Raw genomic sequence first — 23725 nt, 5'->3', positions numbered from 1 at the left:
TGCACTGATTTCGTGGAGGTGCCGCGGCGGCCGTCCGCCGGTGGATCCTAGATCAGGGCGAACTGGCCGTCCGGACCCTCCTCGTGGTGGTCGAGCACCGAGGCCGGGCGGCGTGCCGCGGCCGGGACGGGGAGGACGCCGGCGGTGCGCAGCTCCGCCCGGGTGATCGGTGAGACCGGCTCCAACGCGGCCTGCTGGGGACGCAGTTCCGCGAGGAGGGCGAGCACCGTGATGAGTTCGAGGAGTTCGGACGTCCAGGCCTGCGGCCAGCCGGCCGGGCCGATCGCCTCCAGCGTGCCGGGCTCGCTCGCCCCGGTCCGCGCCGCGAACCACTGTTCCAGCACGCGCACGCCGCCGACCTCGAAGTCCCAGGCCTCGGGCGGCACGGGCGAGATCCTGCCGTCGCCGAGGTGCAGGCTTTCCTCGGCGCGGTCGTAGAACGGGTCGGTGAGGAGCGGGCCCGTGACCGGCCGGACTCCCTGGGGGAGCGCGGACAGCGGCGCGCGCACATAGGGGCGGCGGCCGCCGGGGAGTTTGGGGCGCTCGCCGTCGCGCTGCATCAGCCGCAGCATGCTCCGCCCCAACTCGACGCCGTACGACCACACTTCCGGGTCGGCGGTGAGCGGGACCAGGCAGCCGTCCCGGCCGTGCCGCGCGACCGCCATCGTCCAGGCGAGGACGTCGACGGGCGCGGGAGCGTGGCCCAGACGTGCGCCAAGATGCTCAAGCAGACCCGGCGCCAGGTTCGGTTCGCGGCCGCCGGGGCGCCGGTAGAGGGGACGCACCCGCCCGCCGCGGCCCGCGCTCAGCGGCAGCACGGAGGCGGCCAGCAGGGCCGGCCCGGAGGACTCGGGCACCGGGGTCTGCTCGACGGCGAAGACCTGTTCCTCGCCCGCCACCCGCCACAGCTCGGGGCGGGCGGAGTCGATCAGCCGGTGGTCGGGAATCAGCCACTGTTCGTCGAAGGGCGCGCTCAGCACGCGCACCGGTACGGGACAGGGGTCCGACACCCGGGCGAGGCGGCCCGTCCCGCTGGACTGGCCCGGGAGCTGGGCGACCGCGGAGTGCGTGGTGCGCGCCCGCGTCGGCCCGAACAGCGCCTCCCGGTCCTCCCCCTCTGCCCGTACGAGGGCGTCCCAGCGTGCTTTCAGGGACGCCGCGTCGGGGGCCGTCGGCCACCTCCGGCCCAGCCTCGGCGGTGCGACGGACCACGGCATGAGATCCGCGAGCAGCGGAGCGGCGTCGGACGTCACGCTCGGCATCGTACGACGCGGGCGCCTCCCGCCGTCCCCGGACGCCATCGTCAGTGGGCGTCGAGCGTGACCGTGAACGAGAAGCGGTCGCCCCGGTAGTGGATGACCGCCACGTCCAGCGCCTGCCCGTCCGTGCCGTGGATGACGCCCGTGTAGCGCAGGATCGGGCTGAGCAGCGGCACTTGGAGCAGCCGCGCCGTCTCCGGGTCCGCGAGCGTGGCCTCCACCGTGTCGGTGATCCGGCTGATGCCGACCCCGAGCACGTCCCGCAGCACCTTGGTCATCGGCCAGCGGATCAGATCCTCCCGGTCGATGCGGTCGGCCAGCTCCGGCCGCAGGTAGTTGCGCGCGTGGTTCGTCGGCTCGCCCGTCGTCTCGTCACTGCGCAGCCGGTGGTACGTCGCCACCTCGTCCACATCCGGGAAGAATTCCGCCAGTTCGCCGGACACGGGCGTCTTCCCCTGGTCCAGCAGCTCGGTCGTCATGCCCGACTGCTGCGCCACGATCGCGTCCACCGAGCCGAGCAGCCGCACGGGCGCGCCCCGCCGGGCGCTCGGCTCGATGAACGTGCCCCGCCGGCGGTGCCGGGTGATGAGCCCCTCGGCCTCCAGCTCCTTGAGCGCCTGCCGCATGGTCAGCACGCTCACCCCGTAGTGCCCCGCGAGCTGCTCCTCGGTGGGCAGGCGAAGGGGATCCTGAGGGGTGCGGCCGAGTATGGAGGCGCGCAGGGACTGCGACACCTGATACCACAGCGGCAGCTTGCGGTTCAGGACGATCGAATCGGGAGCGAAGGAGGTCACGAGGGTATCCGTACCGGTCGCGGGCGTGGAAGGCAACGGCCGGCGCTGTTCAGCCGGCCGGACGGAAGTGCCGTCCGAGCCCCTTCCACACGTCGTCGTAGCCGCGCTGGAGGTGTTCCGCCCCGGCCGCCTGGGCCGTCGCGGTCACCGGCCACCGGGTCTCGAACATGAACGCCAGACCGTCGTCGATCTTCTGCGGCTTCAGCTCGGCGGCGCTGGCGCGCAGGAAGGTCTCCTCGTCCGGTCCGTGCGCCGACATCATGTTGTGCAGCGAGCCGCCGCCCGGCACGAAGCCCTCCGCCTTCGCGTCGTACGCGCCCTCGATGAGGCCCATGTACTCGCTCATCACGTTCCGGTGGAAGTACGGGGGCCGGAACGTGTCCTCGCCCACCAGCCAGCGCGGCGCGAACACGACGAAGTCGACCCCGGCGAGCCCCGGGGTGTCGGACGGCGAGGTGAGCACCGTGAAGATCGAGGGGTCCGGGTGGTCGTAGCTGATGGAGCCGATCACATTGAAGCGGTGCAGGTCGTAGACGTACGGCACGTGGTTGCCGTGCCAGGCGACGACGTCCAGCGGCGAGTGGTCGTACGTCGCCGTCCAGAGGTTGCCGCAGAACTTGTTCACCACCTCGACCGGGCCCTCGACGTCCTCGTACGCGGCGACCGGGGCGAGGAAGTCGCGGGCGTTGGCGAGGCCGTTGGCGCCGATCGGGCCGAGGTCGGGGAGCTGGAAGGGCGCCCCGTAGTTCTCGCACACATAGCCCCGGGAGCCACGGCCGCGGCCGCCCTCGGGCGCCGTGTCCAGCAGCTCCACCCGGAAGCGCACCCCCCGGGGGATCAGCGCGATCTGCCCCGGCTCCACGTGCAGCAGGCCGAACTCGGTGCGCAGCAGCAGGCCGCCGCGCTCCGGCACGATCAGCAGCTCGCCGTCGGCGTCGCTGAACACCCGCTCCATCGAGGAGTTGGCGTGGTAGAGGTGCACCGCCATGCCGGTGCGCTGGCTCGCGTCGCCGTTGCCGCCGAGGGTCCACAGGCCCGCCAGGAAGTCCGTCCCGGCGGGGGGCTCGGGCAGCGGGTTCCAGCGCAGCCGGTTCGGGTCGGGCACCGTTTCCGTGAACGGCGCCGTGCGCACCGCGCCGTTGTCGGCGCGGGTGAACGCGGGGTGCGCGGCCGACGGGCGGATCCGGTAGAGCCACGAGCGCCGGTTGGACGCCCTCGGTTCGGTGAAGGCCGAGCCGCTGAGCTGCTCCGCGTACAGGCCGAGCGGTGCGCGCTGCGGCGCGTTGCGGCCGTGCGGCAGGGCCCCCGGGACCGCCTCCGAGCTGTGTTCGTTGCCGAATCCGGTGAGGTAGGCCAGCCCCTCGGCCGTCTTCCTCGCGTCCCCGCTCATGATCGCTCCCTCGCGCCTGATTCCTATGTATCACCGTAGGATTCGGTTCGGTCCCGCGCAAGAGGTGGACCGGAGCGGTTCGCGGGTTGGCCGGATTTGCCAGGGGACTAGTCCTCAAGGGCGTCCGCGCGGTCGAAGAACCCGACTTCAGGGGGATCCGGCCGGGATGGGCCTTGTTCTACGCTCCCGCCCATGCGGTGGACACGAGGACTGCTCGCCGCGCTCGCGATCTGCGCCCTGTCCGGCGGAGCCGCGGGCTGCGGCGCCGGTGAAGCGCACGAGCGGGGGACCAGGATCTCGGCCTCGCCCGTGGGCACGTTGCTCGACGAGATGGACGAGGAGGGGCGGCTCTACCGTGAGGTGGCCAGGAAGGGGGCACCCGAGGTCGCGATCGAGATCCAGCCGGATTCCGCCTCCGGCTGGGACGTGCGGCTGACCGTCCGCCACTTCGGCTTCTCGCCCGCGGGCACGCGCGCCGTGCCGGTCGCCGGGCGCGGCATCGCCCACCTGTACGTCGACGGCCGTACCGTCGCGCGGCTGCGCACCGCCGAGTACCACCTGGCCGAGGACCTGGTGCCGCGCGGCACCCACCATGTCACCGCACGGCTGTACGCGGACGACGGCACCGTGTGGGCCGTCCGCGGCAAGCCCGTGGAGAGCACCGCCGACATCACGGCCTCGGGTTCCGCCGCGAACGGCTGACGCCGGCGGCCGCGCCGTCCGGTGCGCAGTGACCGGGCGTTCTCGGGGAAGGCCGGCGTCGGGCGCCCGTGCGCCCTCGGGGACGCCTGCGTCGTGCCTCCGGGAGCCGTCGACGGCGCCCGGTCCGGGGTGCGACGGGTGGTCACGGCACGCGAGCGCCCGCCGGAAATGAGTGGTCACGGCACGCAGACGCGTACTGAAGGGCGAGGTTCACCCGACCCCGGCGGAAAGGCATCATGAAGAGCGTGCCCCATGCGACATCGCTCCGCAGAGCGCCCGTACAGCGGCGTAGCGCAGAACGACTGACCAGAATCCTCGACGCCTGCGCCGACCTCCTCGACGAGGTGGGCTACGACGGGCTGAGCACCCGGGCCGTGGCCCAGCGGGCCGGTGTGCCCATCGGCTCCGTCTACCGCTTCTTCGGCAACAAGCGGGCGATGGCCGACGCGCTCGCCCAGCGCAACCTGGAGCTCTACACCGAGCGCGTCACCCAGAGCCTGAGCGAGACGGGCGGGGGAGACTGGCGGGCCGCGATGGACGCGGTGCTCGACGAGTACCTGGCCATGAAGCGCACCGCGCCGGGCTTCTCCCTCGTCGACTTCGGCAACCAGATCCCCGTCGGAGCCCGGTACGCCGAGCCCAACACCCGGGTCGCCGACCGTCTCACCGACCTGCTCTCCGGCTATCTCGACCGCACCCCGGACGACGATCTGCGCCGTTGCTTCCTCGTGGCCGTGGAGAGCGCCGACACCCTGGTCCACCTCGCCTTCCGGGTCGATCCGCAGGGGGACGAACGGATCATCGAGGAGACGCGCGAACTGCTGCGGGCCTATCTGGCCAGGGTCCTCGACTAGCCGGACCCCGGCCCGCTCGGCCCCGTCCGGCCACAGGCTCCCGCTTCCCGGCCGTCCGCCGCCCCCGGGTGCCCCGGCCGTTCGCCCGCTTCCCGGGGCCCGTCGGCGTCCCCGCGCCGGAATCCGACATGACCCCCCTCACGCCCTCCCCGCCATGCGTACCGGTCGGTATGCTCGCTCGCGTCCGTGCCGTCCCTGTCACCGCCTCCGGGAGGACCCGTGTCCCGTACCTCCGGTACCACCCCCGACTCCCGAACCGCGCTGCGCGTCTGCCCCCTGTGCGAAGCCACCTGCGGGCTCACCCTGACCATCGAGGGCACCCGGGTGACCGGTGCCCGGGGTGACCGTGACGACGTGTTCAGCAAGGGCTTCATCTGCCCGAAGGGCGCCTCCTTCGGCGCGGCCGACGGCGACCCCGACCGGCTGCGCACCCCCCTCGTCCGCGAGGACGGCGAACTGCGCGAGGCCACCTGGGAGGAGGCCTTCGACGCCGTGGCCGCCGGACTGCGTCCGGTCGTCGAGCGGTACGGGCCGCACGCCCTCGGCGTCGTCCTCGGCAACCCGAACGTGCACACCATGGCCGGCGCCCTCTACCCGTCCGTCCTGCTCGGCGCCCTGCGCACGCACAGCGTCTTCTCGGCCTCCACGCTCGACCAGATGCCCAAGCACGTGTCGAGCGGCCTGCTGTACGGGGACGCCAACGCGATCCCCGTGCCCGACCTGGACCACACCGACCACCTGCTGCTCATCGGCGCCAACCCGCTGGAGTCCAACGGGAGTCTGTGCACCGCCCCCGACTTCCCCGGCCGGCTCCGCGCGCTGCGGGCCCGCGGCGGCACGCTGACCGTCATCGACCCGCGGCGCACCCGCACGGCCAAGCTCGCCGACCGTCACGTGGCCATCCGCCCCGGCACCGACGCGATGCTGCTCGCGGCGATGGCGTACGTCCTGTTCGAGGAGAAGCTGGTCGACCTCGGCGCGCTCGCGCCGCACGTCCAGGGGGTCGACGAACTCCCGGACGTGCTCGCGGACTTCACCCCCGAGGCGGCGAGCGCGGCCTGTGACGTGGACGCCGGGACGATCCGGGAGCTGGCGCGCGAGCTGGCCGCCGCGCCCACCGCCGCCGTCTACGGCCGCATCGGCAGCTGCACGGTCCCGCACGGCACCCTGGCGAGCTGGCTGGTGGACGTCCTCAACATCCTCACCGGCAACCTCGACCGGCCCGGCGGCGCCCTGTTCCCGACGGCCGCCACCGACCGGACACCGCGCCCGGCGGGCCCCGGCCACGGCTTCGCCCTCGGCCGCTGGCACAGCCGCGTGAGCCGGCACCCGGAGGCGAAGGGCGAACTGCCGCTGGCCGCGCTGGCGGAGGAGATCGACACCCCGACCGAGGAGGGCACCCCGGTCCGCGCGGTCGTCGTGGTCGCCGCCAACCCCGTCCTCTCCGCGCCCGACGGCCTCCGCCTCGACAAGGCCCTCGAATCGCTGGACTTCATGGTCAGCGTCGACCCCTACCTGAACGAGACCTCGCGGCACGCCCACGTCGTCCTGCCGCCGCCCCCGCCCTCCCGGAGCGCGCACCACGACTTCGCCTTCAACACCCTCGCCGTCCGCAACCAGGTCCGCTACAACCGCCCCGCCGTTCCCCTGGAGGAGGGCCGGATGGCGGAGACCGAGATCCTCGCCCGGCTCGTCCTCGCCACGACCGGCATGCACGGCGCCGACCCGTCCGCCGTGGACGCCATGGTCGTCGAGGGCACCCTCGCCAAGGCGGTCGGGGACACCGCCTCGCCGGTGCACGGACGCGACCCGCGGGAACTCGCCGCCGCCCTCACCGGCGAGAACGGCCCCGAACGCCGGCTCGACATGATGCTGCGCCTCGGCCCGTACGGCGACGGCTTCGGCGCGCGCCCCGACGGCCTGACCCTGGACCGGCTGCTGGAGCACCCGCACGGCATCGACCTCGGACCGCTCGCCTCCAGCCTGCCGCGCCGGCTCAAGACCCGCAGCGGGAGGATCGAACTGCTTCCCGGACCGATCGCGGACGATCTGCCGCGGCTGCGGGACGCGCTGCGCGAACGCCCGGCGGCGATCGTCCTCGTCGGCCGCCGTCATCTGCGCTCCAACAACAGTTGGATGCACAACGTCCCCGCGCTCACGGGCGGTTCCAACCGCTGCACCCTGCACGTCCACCCCGACGACGCCGCCCGGCTGGGGCTCGCCGACGGGTCGGCCGTGCGCGTCAAGGGTGCCGGGGGAGAGGTGACCGCGCCGGTGGAGGTCACCGACACCGTGCGGCGCGGGGTGGTGAGCCTTCCGCACGGCTGGGGGCACGACCGCCCCGGCACCCGCATGAGTCACGCCGCCCTGGACCCCGGCGTGAACGTCAACCAGCTTCTCGACGGCTCGCTGCTCGACCCGCTGTCCGGAACGGCGGTCCTCAACGGCGTGCCCGTGGAGCTGACGGCCTGCCCCTGATCCGGCACCAGGGAGGCGGGACGCCTTTGCGCCGGTCGAGCGATACCTGACCGGGGTCCGGGCGCAGTTGCGGCCCTCCGTGGATCTTCTGTGAGAAGTAGTCAGATGACCAGAAATATGTATGAAAATCATCTGACTCGGAGGAGTCCGCATGCCGACCCCGTCCCTCTCCGCGCCACAGCGCGGCACCGGTGTTCTCTCCGCGCCCCGGCGCGGCGCAGGCGCCCTCGCCGCCCTCGCGGTCGCGGGCACCGCTCTCCTCGGTGCCCCGGCCGCCGTCGCCGCCCCCGGTGACAACGGCGACGTCAAGGTCCATGACGCGAACACGCCGTTCGACAACCAGCGGGACGATCCGAAGGTCTGCCGGTTCTACCTCGACGGCTTCAACTTCGACGCGGGGCAGCAGATCTCCTGGTCGATCGCGCACCAGCCCGGCGCGGCGGGCGATCCCGTCCTGGCGGGCACGCTCGCCGCGTCCCCGACCGGGCGCGCCGGGACCCGCATCCTCACCCTGCCCGACGGCCAGTACAAGCTGACCTGGAACTTCCAGGGCGAGAACGGCGCGGGCAAGAGCAAGGTCTTCAAGGTCGACTGCCCCGTGAGCGCTCCGAGCCCGACACCGACCGGCAGCGGCGGACCGAGCGGGACACCCGGCCCGCAGGGCGGCCCCGGCGGACAGCAGGGTGGCCCGGGCGGACAGCAGGGCGGTCCGGGCGGTCAGCAGGGCGGTCCGGGCGGTCAGCAGGGCGGTCCGGGCGGGCAGCAGGGCGGCCAGGGCCCCAACGGCGGACCGCCTGCGGGCGGCGGCGGACTCGCCCACGCGCGGGACTTCTCGCCGGTGGCCGGTGCGGCGGCCGCCGGTCTCGTCGTGGCCGGGGGAGTCGTGTTCCTGCGGCTGCGCCGACGCGGCAATGGCGCCGCGTAGACGACGGAGGCCCTGGTACCGGACGCGCGCCTACCGCCTGACGAGGACCCTGGTGGTCGCCGTCGCGCTGGTGGTGGGCGGCGTCTGGTGGGCGGGCGACGACGAGCCCGCCGGGACGGTGGCGTCCGGAGCCGTACGCGACGACGGCGCCGCCTCCCGGGCGCCGTCCGGGAAGCCGGGCGCCGGGTCCACGCCCGACGCCCGCCCCGGCGGCGCGCACGCCCCGCGGCGGCATCCGTCCCCGGCCGCCCGCCGGGCGGCCCGGCCCGCGCCCCCGCCCGCACCGCTGCCCCGCTCCCGGGCCGCCTCCCTGCGCATTCCCTCCCTCGGCGTCGACGCGCCGGTCATCGGTCTCCGGCTCGACCGCGAACGACGGCTCACCGCCCCGCCCGTGGACGACCCGAAGCCCGTCGGCTGGTACACGGACGGCCCCTCGCCGGGCGAACGCGGCACGGCGCTCGTCGTCGGCCACCGCGACACCCGGACGGGACCAGCCGTCTTCGCCCCGCTCGAACGCATCCGTCCCGGCGCGCGCGTCGAGGCACGGCGCGTGGACGGGCGTACCGCCGTCTATACGGTGGACGTCGTACGCACGTACGCGAAGGCGCACTTCCCCGACCAGGAGGTGTACGGCGCCCGCGGGCGCCCCGAACTGCGTCTGATCACCTGCGGCGGCGCCTACGACCGGAAGACGGGGTACGCCGCCAACGTCATCGCCTTCGCCCACCTCACCCAGATCCTGGGGCGGGCCGGCCCCCGTTGAGACGAACCCCGGTACGGATCACCGCAGTTGCGGCCGCGGCTCCCGTGACCGTCCCCGCCCCGACCGGTAGCCGATCGTCCGTTTCCGCCCGTACCGAACCCGCCCGTCCGAATCCGCCCCGTGTCTTCCCCCGGACGTGTGCGGTCCGTTAGCTTCCGTGACTCAAGGTCCCGTACGACCCGTGCGGGACGACCGGCCGCGGAGCACCAGCGCCTTGCACGCCCCCGGGGGCACCTGTCATGACACGCGCCATCTCCCTGCACCACGTCAGCAAGTCGTACGCCCGCGGGCCCCGCGCGGTGGAACGGTTCTCGCTGGACATCAGGCCCGGCGAATTCCTCGTGCTGCTCGGCCCCTCGGGCTGCGGCAAGTCGACCGTGCTGAGGATGATCGCGGGGCTCGAGGAGGTCACCGAGGGCGAGGTGCGCCTGGACGGTGAGTACTCCAACGACCTGCCGCCCTCCGAGCGCGACATGGCCATGGTCTTCCAGAACTTCGCCCTCTATCCGAGCATGACCAGCCGCGACAACATCGGCTTCCCGCTGCGGATCGAGACGCCCGGCGAGGACCCCCGGGCCCGGGTGGACGCCACCGCCCGGATGCTCGGCATCCAGGACCTCCTCGACCGCTTCCCCAACCAGCTCTCCGGCGGCGAGCGGCAGCGCGTCGCGATGGGGCGGGCGATAGCGCGCCACCCCTCCGCGTTCCTGATGGACGAGCCGCTGTCCAACCTCGACGCCAAACTCCGCAACCACCTGCGGGCCGAGATCTCCAAGCTCACCAGGGACCTGGGCGCCACCACGGTCTACGTCACCCACGACCAGGCCGAGGCCATGTCGCTCGGCGACCGGGTCGCCGTGATGCGCGGCGGCGTCCTCCAGCAACTGGGCACGCCCCGCGCGGTCTACGGGCTGCCCGCGAACGTCTTCGTCGCCGCGTTCATCGGCACCCCGCGGATCAACCTGCTGCGCGGACTCGTCCGGGCCCCGCTCGACGGCGCCATGACGATCAGCCTCGGCAAGCAGTATCTGCGCCTGCCCGAACCCCTGTGCCTGGACCACCAGTTGCTCCGGGTGCAGCAGGGCCGCGAGGTGATCGTGGGGCTGCGCTCCGAGGCCATCCGGCTCGCCAGGGCGTCGCAGGCCCGGCCGGGCGAGGTGCCGATCACCGGTCTGGTGGAGCACGTGGAGTTCCAGGGGCACGAGGTCCTCGTCCACTTCAACACGGGCTCGCGGCCCGCCTTCGTGCCCGAACTGGAGTCGCCGCGCCCGTCCCGCCCGACACGCCGGCGGCGCCGTGACGGCACCGTCCTGGACCGGCTGCGGGGGCGCGCCGGGGCGCTGCGGGCCGGACCCGTCGTCGTCCTCGACCATCCCGCGGACGACGAGGCCGACCACGCCGGACACACACCGCCCGAGGGGCGCCTGCCCGGCGATCTCGTCGTGCGCACCACGCCCGACATCGACCTCCGCCACGGCATGCAGGTCCCGCTGCTCGTGGACCTGGCCCATCTGTTCGTCTTCGACCGGAGCGGCGAGCGGATCTGCCCGGCGCCGGAGCGGCTGCCCGATCTGGAGGAGTGACGTGCCGGGCGTGGGGCGGACTCCCTGGGGCGAGGGTGGCGGACTGCCCGGGCGAGGGTGGCCGGTGCCGCTGACCTGCGGTGCGGCAGGTCACCCTGGCGCCGCAAAACTATCATCGCTAGTTTAGGGTCCGGACGACGCTGCCCCCGCCCGGGAGGAACACGATGAAGGCACATGACGGCATGTACATCGACGGGGCATGGCGCCCCGCCGCCGGACGGGACACGATCGAGGTCGTGAACCCGGTCGACGAGCAGGTGATCGGCCAGGTCCCGGCCGGCACCGCCCTGGACGTCGACGCCGCCGTACGCGCCGCGCGTGCCGCGTTCCCCGGCTGGGCCGCCACCCCGCCCGCCGAACGGGCCGCCCGCCTCACCGCGCTCAGGGACGTCCTGGCCGCCCGCAAGGACGAGATCGCCGAGACCGTCACCGCCGAACTGGGAGCGCCGCTCGCGTTCTCCCAGGCGGTGCACGCCGGCGTCCCCGTGCTGGTCGCCGGCTCCTACGCCGAACTGGCGGCGACGTACGCCTTCGAGGAGAAGGTCGGCAACTCGACCGTCTACCAGGAGCCCGTCGGTGTCGTCGGCGCGATCACGCCCTGGAACTACCCGCTGCACCAGATCGTCGCCAAGGTCGCCCCCGCCCTCGCCGCAGGCTGCACCGTCGTGCTGAAGCCCGCCGAGGACACCCCGCTCACCGCCCAGCTCTTCGCCGAGGCCGTGGCAGAGGCGGGCGTCCCGGCCGGTGTCTTCAACCTCGTCACCGGCCTCGGCCCGGTCGCCGGCCAGGCACTCGCCGAGCACCCGGGCGTCGACCTGGTCTCCTTCACCGGCTCCACCGCGGTCGGCCGGCGGATCGGCGCGACCGCGGGCGCCGCGGTCAAGCGCGTCGCCCTCGAACTGGGCGGCAAGTCCGCCAACGTCATCCTGCCGAGCGCCGACCTCGCCAAGGCCGTGAACGTCGGCGTCGCCAACGTGATGTCCAACTCCGGTCAGACGTGCAGCGCCTGGACCCGCATGCTGGTCCCCGCCGAGCGCTACGACGAGGCGGTCGAGCTCGCCGCGGCCGCCGCCGCGAAGTACGGCGACCGCATCGGACCCGTCGTCAACGCCAAGCAGCGGGACCGGGTGCGCGGTTACATCGAGAAGGGCGTCGCCGAGGGCGCGCGGCTCGTCGCGGGCGGCACCGAATCCCCGCGCGAGCAGGGCTACTTCGTCAGCCCCACCGTCTTCGCCGACGTCACCGAGCAGATGACGATCGCGCAGGAGGAGATCTTCGGACCGGTCCTGTCGATCCTGCGCTACGAGGACGAGGAGGACGCCCTGCGGATCGCCAACGGCACCGTGTACGGGCTCGCGGGCGCGGTGTGGGCGGGCGAGGAGTCCGAGGCGGTCGCCTTCGCCCGGCGGCTCGACACCGGCCAGGTCGACATCAACGGGGGGCGCTTCAACCCCCTGGCCCCCTTCGGGGGTTACAAGCAGTCGGGCGTGGGGCGCGAACTCGGCGCCCACGGCCTGTCCGAGTACCTCCAGACCAAGTCCCTCCAGTTCTAGGAGCGTTCACGTGGTTCGCGCCGCCGTCCTGCCCGCCGTGGGTGCCCCGCTGGAGATCGCCGAGATCGAACTCCCCGATCCCGGACCGGGCCAGGTCCGGGTGCGCCTCGCCGCCGCCGGGGTCTGCCACTCCGACCTGTCCCTGTCCAACGGCACCATGCGGGTCCCGGTGCCCGCCGTGCTCGGCCACGAGGGCGCCGGTACCGTCGTCGCCGTCGGCGAGGGCGTCGACCAGGTCGCCCCCGGCTCGCCCGTCGTCCTCAACTGGGCTCCTTCCTGCGGCCGTTGTCACGCCTGCTCGCTGGGTGAGGTGTGGCTGTGCGCCGACGCGCTCACCGGCGCGGGATCGGTGTACGCCCGCCGCGCCTCCGACGGGAGCGATCTGCACCCCGGCCTGAACGTCGCCGCGTTCGCGGAGGAGACGGTGGTGCCGGTCTCCTGCGTGCTCCCCGCCCCGGACGGCATCCCGCTCACCGAGGCCGCCCTGCTCGGCTGCGCCGTCCTCACCGGCTACGGCGCCGTCCACCACTCCGCCCAGGTCCAGCCGGGCGAGAGCGTCGCCGTGTTCGGGGCCGGCGGGGTCGGGCTCGCCGCCCTGCAGGCCGCCCGGATCGCGGGCGCCCCGAAGATCGTCGCGGTGGACGTCTCGCCCGAGAAGGAGTCCCTCGCCCGTGAGGCCGGGGCCACCGACTACGTCGTGGCCTCCGACACCACCGCCCGCGAGATCCGTGCCCTGACCGGCGGTCACGGCGTCGACGTCGCCGTCGAGTGCGTCGGCCGTGCCGTCACCATCCGTACCGCCTGGGAGTCGACCCGGCGCGGCGGCCGCACCACCGTCGTCGGTATCGGCGGCAAGGACCAGCAGGTCACCTTCAACGCCCTGGAGATCTTCCACTGGGGCCGGACCCTCGCCGGCTGTGTCTACGGCAACTCCGACCCGGCGCGCGATCTCCCGGTGCTCGCCGAGCACGTACGCGCGGGCCGGCTGGACCTCGGCGGCCTGGTCACCGACCGCATCGCCCTGGACGGCATCCCGGCGGCCTTCGACAACATGATCGCGGGCAAGGGGGGCCGGGCACTGGTGGTCTTCTAGCCGCGGCTCTCCGGGGCGGCCGCACCGGACGCGTCGGCCGCACCGGACGGGTCGACGGTTCCGGCGGCGGCCGGCACGGGCGGCCGCTCCGGGGCCGCCTCCCGGCGGGGCCGGGAGCGCGACACCGCCACACCCGCCAGGCACAGCACCCCGCCGGCCAGCGTCAGCAGCCCCGGGACCTCGTCGAGGAAGAGCCAGGACATCAGCACCACCAGGGCGGGCACCGCGTACGTCGTCGCGCCCATGCGGCTCGCGCTCGTCCGGGACAGGGCGTACGCCCAGGTCGTGAAGGCCAGCGCGGTCGGGAAGACGCCCAGGTAGACCATGTCGAGCGTGGCCGACAGGGGAGCGGCGGCCGCGTCGTGGACGAGCTGTCCCGCGAACGGGAGACACACCACGGCCCCGACCAGACAGCCGAACGTCGTCACCTGGAGCACGCTCGCCCGCCCGAGCGCCGGCTTCTGCGCGACGACGCCCGCGGCGTATGCGACGGCGGCGAGCAGACACAGGACGACCCCGAGCACCGAGGAACCGCCGCCGCCGGACATCGACAGCCCCACCGCGACCGCGCCCGCGAACGACACGGCCATGCCGGCCAGCAGCCGTGGCGGCATCGCGTCCCCCAGCAGCCGGGCGCCGAGCAGGGCGATCAGGATCGGGCCGATGTTCACGACCAGTGCCGCCGTACCGGCGTCCACCTGCTGCTCGCCCCAGTTCAGGGCGACCATGTAGAACCCGAACCACAGCACCCCGGATATCGCGATGCCGCGCCACGCGCCGCGCGGCGGCAGTCCCTCACCCCGGACGACGCACACGGCGCCGAGCACCAGGGCTCCGGCCAGCAGTCGTCCGAGCGCCAGCGCGCCGGGTGAGTACGCGGCGCCCGCGCTGCGGATCGCGACGAACGCGGAGGCCCACAGCCCGACGGTGACGGTCGCCGCACCGGCGGCGAGCAACGGGGCGCGCCGGCCGGGCGCCGCGACGGGGGAGGTGTTCATCATGCTCCAGAGGCTAGGCGGGACACCGCGGCCGGTCTCGCGGATTTCCGACGTCGAGCCCGCCCCGACCCCGCCCCTGCCTCAAGCCGGCACCCGACCCCACGGCCTGCCGCAAGCGGGCGGCCGAGCCCGCCGGGGCCTCAAGCCGGCACCCGACCCCGCGGCCTGCCTCAAGCGGGCAGCCGAGCCCACCGGGGCCTCAAGCCGGCACCCGAGCACCCCCGGACCCCGGCCTGCTCAGCCCTCCCCGGCCAGCCCCGCGTACTGCACCGCGAGGCCGTCCAGCAGGGCGCCGAGTCCTGTCTCGAAGGCCCGCTCGTCGATCTTCTCCTGCTGTTCGGCGAGCAGGTGCGCCTGCCCCAGGTGGGGGTAGTCCTCCGGGTCGTACGCGCTCTCGTCGTCCACGAAGCCGCCGGCGAACGAGCCCAGCGCGGACCCCATGATGAAGTACCGCATCAGCGCCCCGATCGAGGTGGCCTGGGCCGGCGGCCAGCCCGCCCGGACCATGGCACCGAACACGGCGTCCGCGAGCCGCAGTCCGGCCGGCCTGCGGCCCGGCCCGCGCGCGAGGACCGGGACGATGTTCGGGTGGTCGCGCAGGGCCGCGCGGTAGGAGACGGCCCAGTCGTGCAGCGCGGTCCGCCAGTCACGGCCGTCCTCGAACATCGACAGCTCGACCTGCGCGCTCACCGAGTCCGCGACCGCCTCCAGGATCTGGTCCTTGGTGCTGAAGTGGTTGTAGAGGGAGGGCCCGCTCACTCCCAGTTCCGCCGCGAGCCGGCGCGTCGAGACGGCCGCGAGGCCCTCGGCGTCCACCAGCGCCCGTGCCGTCTCGACGATGCGGTCGGTGCTGAGGAGGGGCTTGCGCGGTCGGGCCATGGCGCACATAGTAGGGCTGCACCATGAAACTAGCAGTGCTAATTTAAATGTTCGGCATTCAAAGTCCGCTACCAGTGGGGTGACCCGGCATGAACCTCGGGCTCAGCGATGAGCAGACCGCCGTCTGGCAGCTCGCCAAGGACTTCGTGCACCGCGAGATCGCCCCGCACGTCGTCGCGTGGGACCGCGCGGAGGACGTCGACCGGTCCATCGTGAAGAAGCTCGGCGAGGTCGGCTTCCTCGGCCTGACCATCGACGAGGAGTACGGCGGCAGCGGCGGCGACCACCTCGCGTACTGCCTGGTCACTGAGGAACTCGGGCGCGGGGACTCCTCGGTGCGCGGGATCGTCTCCGTCTCGCTCGGGCTCGTCGCCAAGTCGATCGCCGCCTGGGGGGACGAGGAGCAGAAGCGGCGCTGGCTGCCGGGGCTGACCTCCGGCGAGTACGTCGGCTGCTTCGGGCTCACCGAACCCGGCACCGGCTCCGACGCGGGACAGCTCTCGACCCGGGCCGTGCGCGACGGCGACGACTACGTGATCAACGGCAGCAAGATGTTCATCACGAACGGCACCTGGGCCGATGTCGTGCTGCTCTTCGCCCGCTCCACCGACGCCCCGGGCCACAAGGGCGTCTCCGCCTTCCTCGTGCCCACCGACACCCCCGGTCTGACCCGCCGCACCATCCACGGCAAGCTCGGGCTGCGCGGCCAGGCCACCGCCGAACTCGCCCTGGAGGACGTGCGCGTGCCGGCGAGCGCGATGCTGGCGCCCGAGGGCAAGGGCTTCACCGTGGCCATGTCGGCGCTCGCGAAGGGCCGGATGTCGGTGGCCGCGGGCTGCGTCGGCATCGCCCAGGCCGCCCTCGACGCGGCGGTGGCCTACGCGACCGAACGGGAGCAGTTCGGGAAGACGATCGCCCACCACCAGCTCGTCCAGGAGCTGATCAGCGACATCGCCGTCGACGTGGACGCGGCACGGCTGCTGACCTGGCGGGTCGCCGACCTCGTGGACCGCGGACTGCCGTTCGCGACCGAGTCCTCCAAGGCCAAGCTCTTCGCCTCCGAGGCGGCCGTGCGCGCGGCGAACAATGCCCTCCAGGTGTACGGGGGTTACGGCTACATCGACGAGTACCCGGTCGGCAAGCTGCTGCGCGACGCCCGCGTGATGACCCTCTACGAGGGCACCAGCCAGATACAGAAACTGGTCATCGGACGCGCCCTGACGGGTGTCTCGGCGTTCTGACCCTGAGTACGTGTCTGAGTACGACGGCGGATGTGGCGGCGGCCACATCCGCCGATCCTTGTCCCATGACCGAGACACCCGTCAAACAGCAGAACACGGCTGCCTTCTACGGACAGGCCGTGGCCTCCTTCTCCGTCGCCATGGCCGCCACCGCGCTCGGCATCTTCAAGCTCCAGGCCGACGCGTGGGTGCGGGGCTTCCTGGCCATCGCCGTCCTCTACCTCGTGACGTCCTCCTTCACCCTGGCCAAGGTGATCCGCGACCGCCAGGACGGCGGCCGTCCCGGCGGCCGGGTCTACGACCCCTTCGAGAAGCTCTGATCACGGTGCGGCCCGGAGCCGGTCGGCGCTAAGCGCCCGCTCAGGTTCGGGGGTATGGTGTTCACCCTGTCAGTGGAGAAGGGGCGAACAGCGATGAGTGCGGCGCAGGAGACGTCCGGCGGCGAGATGCAGCCGTGGGCCGAGGTGACCCCTGACGCGGCGCGGCGGCTGCTCGTGGCCGCGGTGGAGGCCTTCGCCGAGCGCGGGTACCACGCGACGACCACCCGGGACATCGCGGGCCGCGCGGGCATGAGCCCGGCCGCGCTGTACATCCACTACAAGACCAAGGAAGAGCTGCTTCACCGGATCAGCCGCATCGGCCACGACAAGGCGCTCGACATCGTGCGCACCGCCGCGGAGGCCGAGGGCACGCCGTCCGAGCGGCTCTCCGACGCCGTGCGGTCCTTCGTACGGTGGCACGCGGGCCAGCACACCACCGCCCGCGTGGTCCAGTACGAGCTGGAGGCCCTCGGGCCCGACGCGCGCGCGGAGATCATCGCGCTGCGCCGGCAGGTCGACGCGGAGGTCCGGCGCATCATCCAGGACGGTGTCGCGACCGGCGAGTTCGACGTCCCGGACGTCCCCGGCACCACCGTCGCCGTGCTGTCCCTGTGCATCGACGTGGCCCGCTGGTTCAACGTCGAGGGCCCCCGCACGCCGGACGAGGTCGGTGCGCTGTACGCCGACCTGGTCCGGCGGATGGTGGGCTTCAAGGGGTAGCCCCGGCCCGTCGCGGCCCGGGGCGTGGTGTCAGAGGTAGTAGCGCGAGACCGACTCCGCCACGCAGACCGGCTTGTCGCCGCCCTCGCGCTCCACGGTGAAGGCGAGGGAGACCTGTACGCCGCCGGGCACGTCGTCCACCGCGGTGATCGTGCCGGTGGCGCGCAGCCGCGAGCCGACCGGGACGGGCGCGGGGAAGCGGACCTTGTTCGTCCCGTAGTTGACGCCCATCCTCACGCCCTCGACGCCGATGAGCTGCGGGCCGAAGAGCGGCAGCAGCGACAGGGTGAGATAGCCGTGCGCGATCGTCGTGCCGAACGGACCCGCCGCGGCCTTCTGGGGGTCGACGTGGATCCACTGGTGGTCGCCGGTGGCCTCCGCGAAGAGGTCGATGCGCTTCTGCTCGATCTCGACCCAGTCCGTGTACCCAAGCTGCTCGCCCACGGCGTCCCGCAGTTCCTCGACCGTCGCGAACGTCCTCGGCTCTGCCATGTCCCTGGCCTCCCGCATCTCATAGTCTAAGCGACTGCTTAGCATGGTCGGCCGGGCGGCGCATGTCAACGGACCGGACGGGTGGCGCGGTAGGTAGGTTGGAGGAGTGCCCCAGATCCCCGAGACGGTCCACGAGCTGACCGTCGGACAGTTGTCGGCCCGCAGCGGCGCGGCCGTCTCCGCCCTGCACTTCTACGAGTCCAAGGGCCTGATCTCCAGCCGCCGCACCTCGGGCAACCAGCGCCGCTACCACCGGGACGCACTGCGCCGCGTCGCCTTCGTCCGGGCCGCCCAGCGCGTCGGCATCCCGCTCGCCACGATCCGGGAGGCGCTGGCCGAACTCCCGGAGGAGCGCACGCCGACCAGGGAGGACTGGGCCCGGCTGTCCCGGGCCTGGCGCTCCGAACTCGACGAGCGCATCAAACAGCTCGGCCGGCTGCGCGACCACCTCACGGACTGCATCGGCTGCGGCTGCCTCTCCCTGGAGACCTGTGTGCTCTCCAACCCCGACGACGTCCTGGGCGAGCGCCGGGCCGGCTCCCGGCTCATGACGGAGCCCGCCGGCGCACAGCCGCCGGCCCCGCGGGAACGGAGGCCGGCGGCCTGTGAACCCGGACCGCCGCGCGGGGAACCGGCGGCGGGCGACCGCCGCTGACGCCCCCCGCCCGCGCCTACTCGTACTCCGTGCCGCCCTTGCGGGTCAGGTAGGCCGGGCTGACCGCCTTCGCTATGGCCCGTCCGCCCGTCACCGGGCTGTAGCGCTCGGCGGTGACGAAGGTCCCCTCCGGTCCGTCGGGCGCGGGAGCGCCGGGGCGGATCACGACGCCCTCGCGCAGATGCAGGGCGCGGCCGGACACCGTCTCCCGGCCGGACGCGACCCCCAGGACGCGCTCGACGTCGTACGGACCCTCGTACAGCCGTGGCACCAGCGGGAGTTCGCCCTCCAGCAGCTCCTGCGCGTCCAGCCAGCGGACCTCGCCGTCGATCTCCGCGGACACGTCGAAGACGGCGTAGCCGATCGTCTCGCGGCGGCCGTCGGCGCCGTACGACAGGTCCTGCACACCGGCCCCGTACACCTCGCCGAAGACACCGACGCGGCGCGCGCCGAGGCGTCCGGCGATCCGGGCGGCGGCCTCCGCGACCCGGTGTCCGCGCACCGCGCGCCAGTACAGATTGCGCGGATCCTCCTTCAGGGCTAGGGACTTGGCGCCGAAGCCCTTCGAGGACACCTGGACGCGGTCCTCGTCGGCGAGGTAGGTCAGCAGACAGGCCGAACCGTGCAGCTTCTCCGTCACGACGACGGGCTCGCCCGGGGTGAAGATGTCCGGATAGCGCTGGATGTTCTCGATGTCGACCCAGGGCAGCAGATCGGGCGCCGCCTCCACGTCTCCGTTCATCGTGGGCGGGACCGGCGGGACCCACTTCACGATGCCGAGGGACTCCGCGAAGTCCGTGCCCTCCTCGGCGGCCCGCGCCAGGTCCACGTCCGCGAGCGCCTTCGGACGGCACACGATCCCCTGCGACAGCTCGCCGCGCAGCCGCACCGCCTTGACCCGGTCCGCCGAACTGCCCGCCAGGCGCCCCGTCAGCCCCAGCTCCTCGATGAGCGGGGCCGGCAGCACGGACTGCTCCGGGATGTAGAGCGCCCACTCGCCGGTGCGGTACGCGCCCTTGGCGACCACGGCGCGGTACAGGCCCACCTGGGCCAGTTCGAGCGCGTCGGCGTTCGGATGGTCGTGGACGGTCAGCACTTCGGCGGTGACGCGCAGCGTCGACATGGAGGACTCCTCGGGTTGCTCAGCCGTGTTTCATCGCACCCAACTGTCCGGAGGGGAAACGGCTGGAACCAGCGGATTTCCTGCTGCTACCGTCGCCACGCCGCCCTCGCGACGTACACCCGGCCGCGCGGGCGGACCGCTCGGCCGGGCGGGGTGCTCACGCGGACACGAGCAGCCGGCCGCGCCTGGCGCCGGCCAGCGCCTCCGGGGTCAGGACGGGCCGCGGCACCACGATTCCGCAGCTCGTGCAGACGGGGCCCGACGACGGTTCGTGGGCCAGTTCGTACATCCAGACCAGGCGCTCGCCGGCGCACACGGGGCAGACGGTGCCCGGTTCGCGCTCCAGGGCCGCGATCAGCCGTCGCAGCACCTCGGCCAGCGGTTCATGGGGGTGGACACGGGGGTTGTCGCACCAGGCGACGCCGAAGCCGCCCCAGGTCAGCCGGTGCCAGTCGTCGACACTGCCCGGCCTGCGCAGCCCGTCGTGCTTCTCCTTCTTGCGGCGCTTGGCGAACTCGACCTCGTAGGCGAGCCAGACGGAGCGGGCCTCCTCCAGTTCGTCCAGTGCGGCCACGAGCCGCGCCGGATCGGGGGAGCGGTCCTCGGGGCCGAACCCCGCCCGGGAGCACAGATGGTCCCAGGTCGCCCGATGCCCGTAAGGGGCGAACCTCTCCAGGCACTTGCGCAGTGAGTACCGCCGCAGTGCCAGATCACACCTCGGATCTCGCGCCTGTCTCGCCAGACTCCGGAAACCGGCCATCGTCCTGCACCTCCGTCACACCTGCACCTGTACTCCGGTCACTTCGGCGCCGTCCCGTACGGACGTCGTCGAGTAGACGTATCGACAAGCGATTCGGCTCCATCCAATTTTTCGACGACCCCCGAGAGCCACCCGCCGAGTGTCCTGAGCCCGCCTCCCGTCACCGTCGGCCGGCCGCCCACCGGATCTCCGGCGGGACCTCGTTCACTGTGAATCCAAAAAACTGACGCATGTTCATCTTCAAACTCGGGGATACCGGCGGTAACGTCCGGCCCACCCCCCGTCGGTAGGAGCTGACATGCCACCGAGCACCCCACGCACCACCTTGGACAGACTGAGAACTCCCCGCCGATTCCCCAAGTTCCTCAAGGCGGCATCCCTATGCGTGCTCATTGCCGGTCTTTTGTCGCCGCTTTCCCCCGCGGCCGCCGCGGACACCTCGGCCGCGGCCGCCGCGAACGACTACTGCGGCGGCCAGTGTTCGGACATCCTGCCGCCCGGTGAGAACGGCAACGCCACCCTCGCCCAGATCCTGCTCAACCAGGTCTTCGGCACCCAGCCCGGCCACGCCGAGGACCAGCTCGGCCTCTACGGCAACCTGCCCTCCGGGTACTCCACGCTCACCGACACCAAGATCAACGACTTCTTCAACGACGCCTCCTTCGGCGTCGCCTCCGGCCAGGTCGAGTCGACCACCAAGCCCGGCGGCCGCACGGACGTGACGATCGTCCGCGACAAGAAGACGGGCGTCCCGCACATCACCGGCACCACCCGCTACGGCACCGAGTACGGCGCCGGGTGGGCCGCCGGCCAGGACCGGCTGTGGCTCATGGACGTCTTCCGGCACGTCGGACGCGGCCAGCTCACCAGCTTCGCCGGCGGCGCGCCCTCCAACCAGGGCCTGGAGCAGGAGTTCTGGCGCAGCGCGCCCTACACCGAGGCCGATCTGCAGGCCCAGATCGACAGCGCCACCGCCAAGGCCGGAGCCCGCGGCGCCCAGGCCCTCGCGGACGCCAACGCCTACATCGACGGCATCAACGCCTACATCGACGCCTCCGACAGCGGCCGCTACTTCCCCGGCGAGTACGTCCTGACCGGCCACAAGGACTCCATCACCAACGCGGGCACGATCGACCACTTCAAGCTGACCGACCTGGTCGCGCTGGCGTCCGTCATCGGCTCGCTCTTCGGCTCGGGGGGCGGCGGCGAGGTCAACAACGCCATCTCCCTGCTCGCCGCCCAGTCCAAGTACGGCGTCACCGAGGGCACCAAGGTCTGGGAGTCCTTCCGCGAGCGCAACGACCCGGAAGCCGCGCTCACCGTGCACGGCGGCGAGAGCTTCCCGTACGCCTCCAAGCCCGACAGCGCGCAGGGCCAGGCCCTGCCCGACGCCGGCTCGGTGACCCAGGAACCGCTCGTCTACGACCGCACCGGCAGCGCGGCCACCGCGAGCGCCACCGGCGCCTCGGCGACCGCGGCCACGACCTCGCTCACCTCGGCCAAGCGGGGCATGTCCAACGCCCTCGTGGTCAGCGGCAGACACACCGCCAGCGGCCACCCGATCGCCGTCTTCGGGCCGCAGACCGGCTACTTCGCGCCACAGCTCCTCATGCTCCAGGAGATCCAGGGACCCGGGATCAGCGCCCGCGGCGCCTCCTTCGCGGGTCTGAGCATGTACGTCGAACTCGGCCGCGGCCAGGACTACTCCTGGAGCGCGACGACCTCCGGCCAGGACATCATCGACACGTACGCCGTCGAACTGTGCCAGGACGACTACCACTACCTCTACCACGGCACCTGCACGGCGATGGACAAGGTCGAGCGGACCAACTCCTGGAAGCCGACCACCGCCGACGGCACCGCCGCCGGTTCGTACCGGATGCAGGTCTACCGCACCAAGTACGGGCCCGTGGAGTACCGCGCGACGGTGGGCGGCAAGAAGGTCGCGTACACCACCCTGCGCACCTCCTTCCTGCACGAGGCCGACTCGATCATCGGCTTCCAGATGCTCAACGACCCCGACTACGTGAAGAGTCCGGCGACCTTCCAGAGCGCCGTGCAGAACATCAACTACACCTTCAACTGGTTCTACGCGGACTCGGCGCACACCGCCTACTACAACAGCGGGGACAACCCGGTGCGGGCGAGCGGCGTCGACGCGGAGTTCCCGGTGTGGGCGCAGTCCGCGTACGAGTGGCGGAACTGGGACCCGGCCACCAACACCGCCTCCTACACGCCCGCGTCCGCGCACCCCAACTCGGTGGACCAGGACTACTACATCTCCTGGAACAACAAGCAGGCCAAGGACTACACCACGGCCTCCTGGGGCGACGGCTCCGTGCACCGCGGGGACCTGCTGGAGGACCGGGTGTCCAAGCTCGTCGCGGCGGGCGGGGTGACCAGGTCCGCGCTGGTGAAGGCGATGGCCGACGCGGCACTCGCCGATCTGCGCGCCGAGGACGTGCTGCCCGGACTGCTCAAGGTCGTCAACAGCTCGCCGGTCACGGACTCCACGGCCGCCGCGGCCGTCAGCAAGCTGTCCGCGTGGGTGACGGCGGGCGCCAAGCGCAAGGAGACCTCGTCGGGTTCGCACACCTACGCCGACGCCGACGCGATCCGCATCCTGGACGCCTGGTGGCCGCTGCTGGTGAAGGCGGAGTTCCAGCCGGGGCTCGGCAGCGACCTGTACACCGCGTTCGGCAACAACCTCCCCGTCGACGAGGCGCCGTCCGCCGGACACGGACCGACCGGCTCGCACGCCGGAAGCTCCTTCCAGTACGGCTGGTGGAGCTATGTCGACAAGGACATCCGGGCGGTGCTCGGGGAGCCCGTGCAGGGCGGTCTGTCGCAGACGTACTGCGGCGGAGGCAGCCTCACCGCCTGCCGGGACCTGTTGATCAGCTCGCTGAAGGAGGCGGCCGGCAAGACCGCGGCGACCGTCTACCCCGGGGACGACCAGTGCTCGGCGGGTGACCAGTGGTGTGCCGACTCGATCGTCCAGCGGACGCTCGGCGGCATCAAGCACGGCAAGATCACCTGGCAGAACCGGCCGACCTTCCAGCAGGTCGTCGAGTACACCTCGCACCGATGAGCACGAGCGCACAGCGGCACCGGCGCAGCACCCTTCGGGGCACGCTCTAGGG

The 23725-nt window shown here is 72.7% G+C and carries 21 protein-coding genes; 13 read left to right on the top strand and 8 right to left on the bottom strand.

Features of this window, described 5'->3' with window-relative positions:
* Positions 1 to 47: 47 nt before the first annotated feature.
* From ACFRIC_RS24760 to hmgA, 3 genes are read right to left on the bottom strand one after another with little or no spacing between them, the layout of a single operon-like run.
* Complete coding sequence (locus ACFRIC_RS24760) at positions 48 to 1262, bottom strand: type ISP restriction/modification enzyme (RefSeq protein WP_382789376.1); 1215 nt, start codon at positions 1260 to 1262, stop codon at positions 48 to 50.
* A gap of 41 nt (positions 1263 to 1303) precedes the next feature.
* Positions 1304 to 2053, bottom strand: a complete 750-nt coding sequence (locus ACFRIC_RS24755; RefSeq protein WP_382789373.1) for a GntR family transcriptional regulator — start codon at positions 2051 to 2053, stop codon at positions 1304 to 1306.
* A gap of 49 nt (positions 2054 to 2102) precedes the next feature.
* Complete coding sequence (gene hmgA, locus ACFRIC_RS24750; RefSeq protein ID WP_382789371.1) at positions 2103 to 3443, bottom strand: homogentisate 1,2-dioxygenase; 1341 nt, start codon at positions 3441 to 3443, stop codon at positions 2103 to 2105.
* A 192-nt stretch (positions 3444 to 3635) separates the two neighbouring features.
* Here hmgA and ACFRIC_RS24745 point away from each other — a divergent pair, with 192 nt between their 5' ends.
* The 8 genes from ACFRIC_RS24745 to ACFRIC_RS24710 all read left to right on the top strand — a co-directional run bounded on the left by ACFRIC_RS24745 (position 3636) and on the right by ACFRIC_RS24710 (position 13394).
* Positions 3636 to 4145 (top strand): hypothetical protein, encoded by a 510-nt coding sequence (locus ACFRIC_RS24745; protein WP_382789368.1) that lies wholly within the window; start codon positions 3636 to 3638, stop codon positions 4143 to 4145.
* A gap of 236 nt (positions 4146 to 4381) precedes the next feature.
* A complete protein-coding gene (locus ACFRIC_RS24740) occupies positions 4382 to 4999 on the top strand; it encodes a TetR family transcriptional regulator (RefSeq protein WP_382789365.1) in 618 nt (205 codons plus the stop codon).
* A 219-nt stretch (positions 5000 to 5218) separates the two neighbouring features.
* Complete coding sequence (locus tag ACFRIC_RS24735) at positions 5219 to 7477, top strand: molybdopterin oxidoreductase family protein (protein ID WP_382789363.1); 2259 nt, start codon at positions 5219 to 5221, stop codon at positions 7475 to 7477.
* Positions 7478 to 7628: 151 nt separating this feature from the next.
* A complete protein-coding gene (locus ACFRIC_RS24730) occupies positions 7629 to 8402 on the top strand; it encodes a hypothetical protein (RefSeq protein WP_382789360.1) in 774 nt (257 codons plus the stop codon).
* Positions 8389 to 9165, top strand: a complete 777-nt coding sequence (locus ACFRIC_RS24725) for a class F sortase (protein ID WP_382789358.1) — start codon at positions 8389 to 8391, stop codon at positions 9163 to 9165. The genes ACFRIC_RS24730 and ACFRIC_RS24725 overlap by 14 nt, the downstream gene beginning before the upstream one ends.
* A 239-nt stretch (positions 9166 to 9404) precedes the next feature.
* Entirely contained in the window at positions 9405 to 10748 is a 1344-nt protein-coding gene (locus ACFRIC_RS24720) for an ABC transporter ATP-binding protein (RefSeq protein WP_382789355.1), read from the top strand.
* 164 nt (positions 10749 to 10912) lie between these two features.
* The gene (locus tag ACFRIC_RS24715) at positions 10913 to 12301 is read left to right on the top strand and encodes an aldehyde dehydrogenase family protein (protein WP_382789352.1); all 1389 of its coding nucleotides are present in this window, start codon (positions 10913 to 10915) and stop codon (positions 12299 to 12301) included.
* A gap of 10 nt (positions 12302 to 12311) precedes the next feature.
* Complete coding sequence (locus ACFRIC_RS24710; protein WP_382789350.1) at positions 12312 to 13394, top strand: Zn-dependent alcohol dehydrogenase; 1083 nt, start codon at positions 12312 to 12314, stop codon at positions 13392 to 13394.
* Here ACFRIC_RS24710 and ACFRIC_RS24705 read toward each other — a convergent pair.
* Both ACFRIC_RS24705 and ACFRIC_RS24700 read right to left on the bottom strand, forming a co-directional pair.
* A complete protein-coding gene (locus ACFRIC_RS24705; protein WP_382789348.1) occupies positions 13391 to 14395 on the bottom strand; it encodes a DMT family transporter in 1005 nt (334 codons plus the stop codon). The two genes, ACFRIC_RS24710 and ACFRIC_RS24705, sit on opposite strands and share 4 nt — an antisense overlap.
* A 234-nt stretch (positions 14396 to 14629) precedes the next feature.
* Positions 14630 to 15280: a TetR/AcrR family transcriptional regulator gene (locus ACFRIC_RS24700; RefSeq protein ID WP_382789345.1), complete on the bottom strand. Its 651-nt coding sequence runs from the start codon at positions 15278 to 15280 to the stop codon at positions 14630 to 14632.
* Between the two features lie 80 nt (positions 15281 to 15360).
* Between ACFRIC_RS24700 and ACFRIC_RS24695 the strand changes: the two genes are divergently transcribed.
* The 3 genes from ACFRIC_RS24695 to ACFRIC_RS24685 all read left to right on the top strand — a co-directional run bounded on the left by ACFRIC_RS24695 (position 15361) and on the right by ACFRIC_RS24685 (position 17552).
* The gene (locus ACFRIC_RS24695; RefSeq protein WP_382789343.1) at positions 15361 to 16512 is read left to right on the top strand and encodes an acyl-CoA dehydrogenase family protein; all 1152 of its coding nucleotides are present in this window, start codon (positions 15361 to 15363) and stop codon (positions 16510 to 16512) included.
* A 65-nt stretch (positions 16513 to 16577) separates the two neighbouring features.
* The gene (locus ACFRIC_RS24690) at positions 16578 to 16832 is read left to right on the top strand and encodes a YiaA/YiaB family inner membrane protein (protein ID WP_382789340.1); all 255 of its coding nucleotides are present in this window, start codon (positions 16578 to 16580) and stop codon (positions 16830 to 16832) included.
* Positions 16833 to 16925: 93 nt separating this feature from the next.
* Positions 16926 to 17552, top strand: coding sequence for a TetR/AcrR family transcriptional regulator (locus tag ACFRIC_RS24685; RefSeq protein ID WP_382789337.1), 627 nt, complete (start codon positions 16926 to 16928; stop codon positions 17550 to 17552).
* A gap of 30 nt (positions 17553 to 17582) precedes the next feature.
* On the opposite strand, the gene ACFRIC_RS24680 is transcribed toward ACFRIC_RS24685, so the two are convergent.
* On the bottom strand, positions 17583 to 18044 hold the full coding sequence (locus ACFRIC_RS24680) for a MaoC family dehydratase (RefSeq protein ID WP_382789334.1): 462 nt from the start codon (positions 18042 to 18044) through the stop codon (positions 17583 to 17585).
* A gap of 106 nt (positions 18045 to 18150) precedes the next feature.
* Here ACFRIC_RS24680 and soxR point away from each other — a divergent pair, with 106 nt between their 5' ends.
* Positions 18151 to 18699, top strand: coding sequence for a redox-sensitive transcriptional activator SoxR (gene soxR, locus ACFRIC_RS24675; protein ID WP_382789332.1), 549 nt, complete (start codon positions 18151 to 18153; stop codon positions 18697 to 18699).
* Between the two features lie 16 nt (positions 18700 to 18715).
* Here the strand turns inward: soxR and ACFRIC_RS24670 are convergent, their stop codons facing one another.
* Positions 18716 to 19822 (bottom strand): RNA ligase (ATP), encoded by a 1107-nt coding sequence (locus tag ACFRIC_RS24670; protein WP_382789329.1) that lies wholly within the window; start codon positions 19820 to 19822, stop codon positions 18716 to 18718.
* A 157-nt stretch (positions 19823 to 19979) separates the two neighbouring features.
* On the bottom strand, positions 19980 to 20582 hold the full coding sequence (locus ACFRIC_RS24665; RefSeq protein WP_382789327.1) for a hypothetical protein: 603 nt from the start codon (positions 20580 to 20582) through the stop codon (positions 19980 to 19982).
* Between the two features lie 298 nt (positions 20583 to 20880).
* Here ACFRIC_RS24665 and ACFRIC_RS24660 point away from each other — a divergent pair, with 298 nt between their 5' ends.
* The gene (locus ACFRIC_RS24660; protein WP_382789324.1) at positions 20881 to 23673 is read left to right on the top strand and encodes a penicillin acylase family protein; all 2793 of its coding nucleotides are present in this window, start codon (positions 20881 to 20883) and stop codon (positions 23671 to 23673) included.
* Positions 23674 to 23725: the final 52 nt, after the last annotated feature.

The sequence above is a fragment of the Streptomyces sp. NPDC056738 genome, assembly GCF_042790435.1.
GTDB lineage: Bacteria > Actinomycetota > Actinomycetes > Streptomycetales > Streptomycetaceae > Streptomyces.
This window is presented reverse-complemented; position numbering and strand designations above follow the sequence as displayed.